The following is a 261-nucleotide window of genomic DNA, read 5'->3' as shown; positions in this document are numbered from 1 at the left end:
AGGTTCCCGGACCGCGCGGAGATCCCCATCCCGGGCCCGGACTCCAACGCCTCCAGGTGGGCGGGGGTCTTGCGCTGGGCGTCGTCGTGCAGGATCACCATCGCCCGGTAGGCCTGGGCCTCGGCGAACCGCCGCAGCTCCTCCGCGAGCTCGAACCTGCGCCCCGCGTTCACCCCACGCAAGCCAGGATCCGGGGTGAGGACCCATCCCCCCACCACTACCGAATCCATGTTCGTATCCATGCATTCACACTAGAAGAGA

The 261-nt window shown here is 67.8% G+C and carries 1 protein-coding gene; it reads right to left on the bottom strand.

Annotated elements, in window-relative coordinates:
* Positions 1 to 242: hypothetical protein (locus ACHAAJ_RS15625; protein WP_435729163.1), on the bottom strand; the 242-nt coding region annotated here is incomplete at its 3' end.
* Between the last annotated feature and the right edge of the window lie 19 nt (positions 243 to 261).

It is taken from the genome of Arthrobacter arnarulunnguaqae (assembly GCF_051262515.1).
Taxonomy (GTDB): Bacteria; Actinomycetota; Actinomycetes; order Actinomycetales; family Micrococcaceae; genus Arthrobacter_N.
The sequence above is the reverse complement of the archived record's forward strand: the minus strand, read 5'-3'. Positions and strand labels throughout refer to the sequence as shown.